The organism is Cellulomonas sp. NPDC057328 (genome assembly GCF_042667215.1).
Taxonomy (GTDB): domain Bacteria; phylum Actinomycetota; class Actinomycetes; order Actinomycetales; family Cellulomonadaceae; genus Cellulomonas.
Genome location: NZ_JBHUZW010000199.1, coordinates 1 through 3,160 on the forward strand (window position 1 = coordinate 1; position 3,160 = coordinate 3,160).

Below are 3,160 nucleotides of genomic sequence, written 5' to 3' on the forward strand. Positions count from 1 at the left end.
TCCCACGGGAGGGGCGCCGTCGTCGTCCGTGGACGTCCTGCGGCCGGGGGTGCGCGCGACGTGGCGGAACTCGTGCGAGGTCGCGGGACGTGTGCGAGATCGCGGGACTCGTGCGAGCTCGCGGGCTGCGACCTGCGACGTCGGCACGGACCCGCGACCTCGCACGTGCTCGGGTAGGTTCGGCAGGGCGCGGACCTCGCGGCGCGCGCCCGCCCGTCGGCCGACCGAAGGAGCTCCCCACCGTGTCCGTCACCTCGCCCGCCGTCGTCACCGTGACCGGCGCCGCCGGCCAGATCGGCTACGCGCTGCTCTTCCGCATCGCCTCCGGCCAGCTGCTCGGCCCGGACACGCCCGTGCGCCTGCGCATGCTCGAGATCCCGCCCGCCGTGAAGGCCGCCGAGGGTGTCGCCATGGAGCTCGACGACTGCGCGTTCCCGCTGCTCGACGGCATCGACATCACCGACGACGCCACGGCCGCGTTCGACGGGGTCAACGTCGCCCTGCTCGTCGGGGCGCGCCCGCGGACCGCCGGCATGGAGCGCGGCGACCTGCTCAGCGCCAACGGCGGCATCTTCGGCCCGCAGGGTGCGGCGATCAACGCCGGCGCGGCCGACGACGTGCGGGTCCTCGTGGTCGGCAACCCCGCCAACACCAACGCGTTCATCGCGTCCGCGCACGCGCCGGACGTGCCGAAGGACCGGTTCACCGCGATGACGCGCCTGGACCACAACCGCGCGCTCGCGCAGCTGCGGCACCGCACCGGCGCGGCGATCGACGACATCCGCCGCGTCACGATCTGGGGCAACCACTCGGCGACGCAGTACCCCGACCTCACGCAGGCGACGATCGGCGGGCGCCCCGCGCTCGACGTGGTCGACGACCAGGCGTGGGTGCAGGACACGTTCATCCCGACGGTCGCCAAGCGCGGCGCCGCGATCATCGAGGCGCGCGGCGCGTCGTCGGCGGCGTCGGCGGCGAACGCGGCGGTCGACCACGTGCACACGTGGGTGCACGGCACGCCCGAGGGCGACTGGACGTCGGCCGGCGTCGTCTCGAACGGCGAGTACGGCGTGCCGGAGGGCCTCGTGTCGTCGTTCCCGGTGACGGCGTCCGGCGGCGCGTTCACGGTGGTGCCGGACCTCGAGATCGACGCGTTCTCCCGCGCACGCATCGACGCCTCGGTCGCGGAGCTCGTGGAGGAGCGCGAGGCGGTGCGGTCGCTCGGGCTCCTCTAGGCCCTCGACCGACGACGGGATGCGCGGACCTCGTCGTCGCCCCGTCGAGCCCGGAGTGCGCGACTCCCGACCTCGATCTGTCATCACCCCTGTTGCCAGGCGGTCGCGCCTCCGTGGCGATTCACCCGAAAGAGGTCAGGAACAGCCGCAGTTGATCGACGCGGACCGATAGTGTCCTGGCCGAACCGGTCGGCAGGCGTCGTGCCCGGCGGAGCGGACGAGCGGCTCAGGCGACCGTGCTGGGGCTGCAGCTGAGGTGTGACCGGTCGGTGCCGGCGGGCGAGGGGAACGAGTCATGCGTGCAAGGCGGTCCTGGGCAGCGTGTGCCGCGGTGGTCGCACTCGTGGGGGTGGCAGTCGGTGCGCCGGGCGCTCAGGCCCTCACGGGCACGGCCGCGACCGGGGCGGTCGCGGCAGCGACGGTGAAGCTCGACGTGAAGGTGGCCGACCGCGAAGCGCGCGCGTGCTCCGCCGCGCTGGTGAACCGGCGGTGGGTCGTCACGGCGAAGTCGTGCTTCCAGGGCACGCCCGGCGCGACGGTGGCCAGGGGGACGCCGGCGTGGGCGACGACCGCCACAGTAGGCCGCGTCGACCTGACGCGGACGGACGGCCGGGTGGTCGGCGTCGACTGGCTCGAGCCGCACCCGGACCGTGACGTGGTGCTTGCACGACTGTCGGAGCCCGTCGACGGCGTCGCGCCGGTGAAGGTCGCCGAGACGCCGCCGACGCCCGGCGAGGAGCTGACCGTGACCGGGTACGGCCGGACGGCGTCGACGCTGGTGCCCGACACCGCGCACGCAGCGACGTACACCGTGACGTCGGTGGTCGCCGGGACGATCGACATCGAGCCGGTCGGGTCGGCCGGGGCGATCTGCAAGGGCGATGCGGGAGGTCCGTCGCTACGCGCGACGGCGAACGGCATCGAGCTCGCCGCTCTCCACCACACCGCCTACCAGGGTGGCTGCCTCGGCTCGTCCGACGCTCGGCAGGGTGCTACGGAGACGCGCCTGGACGACATCCGCGACTGGATCGGCAGGACGCTCAACGCGAGCGGCATCGACCTCGACGGCAACGGCAGGGCCGACGTCTTCTGGGCCAGCCCGACCGACGGCCGGTGGCGGGTGTCTGCAGACGGCACCGCACCCTGGGCCGAGCTCGGCGGCCCCGGCGTCCTTCCCGCCAGCTGGTACCGGTTCGGTGACATGAACGGCGACGGGCGCGACGACGTCGTCCTCGCGCCCCCGGACGGCCGGTGGCTGGTGTCCTACAGCGGCACCTCGCCGTGGGTGCAGATGGGCCGCGACGCGAACGCGGCCGGCAACGTGAAGCTCGGCGACCTCAACGGCGACGGCAAGGACGACATCTTCTGGGCGTGGGCGGCCGACGGGAACTGGCGGGTGACGTACGACGGGGGAGCGACCGACTGGAAGATCATCAACAACGGCGGCGCTCTCGGCACCGAGCGCTTCCAGCTGGGTGACCTCGACGGAGATGGGAAGGATGACGTCTTCCTTGCCAACTCGGACGGTCGGTTCCTCGTCTCGTACGGCGGGACGACCGGCTGGACGCAGGTGGGGCGCGACACCAACCCGGGCGGCAACGTCAAGCTCGGCGACCTGAACGGCGACGGCAAGGACGACATCTTCTGGGCGTGGCCGGTCGACGGGAATTGGCGAGTGCTCTACGACGGCGCCACCGACTGGAAGATCATCAACAACGGCGGTGCCCTCGGCACCGAGCGCTTCCAGCTCGCCGACATGGACGGCGACGGCAAGGACGACGTCTTCCTGGCGAACTCCGACGGGCGCTGGCTCGTGTCGTACGGCGGGACCACCGGGTGGCACCTCCTCAACCAGGATGCTGCGAGCGCCGGCCAGGTGATCGTCCGCTGATCGGGGAAGCGCACGGCTGCGCCAGGTGCGCAGC

General features: G+C 72.9%; 2 protein-coding genes. Both read left to right on the forward strand.

Annotated elements, in window-relative coordinates:
• The first annotated feature begins 242 nt into the window (after positions 1-242).
• Positions 243-1,235, forward strand: a complete 993-nt coding sequence (locus tag ACFUMH_RS18870; protein WP_378209128.1) for a malate dehydrogenase — start codon at positions 243-245, stop codon at positions 1,233-1,235.
• Positions 1,236-1,656: 421 nt separating this feature from the next.
• Positions 1,657-3,126 (forward strand): FG-GAP-like repeat-containing protein, encoded by a 1,470-nt coding sequence (locus tag ACFUMH_RS18875; protein WP_378209130.1) that lies wholly within the window; start codon positions 1,657-1,659, stop codon positions 3,124-3,126.
• Positions 3,127-3,160: the final 34 nt, after the last annotated feature.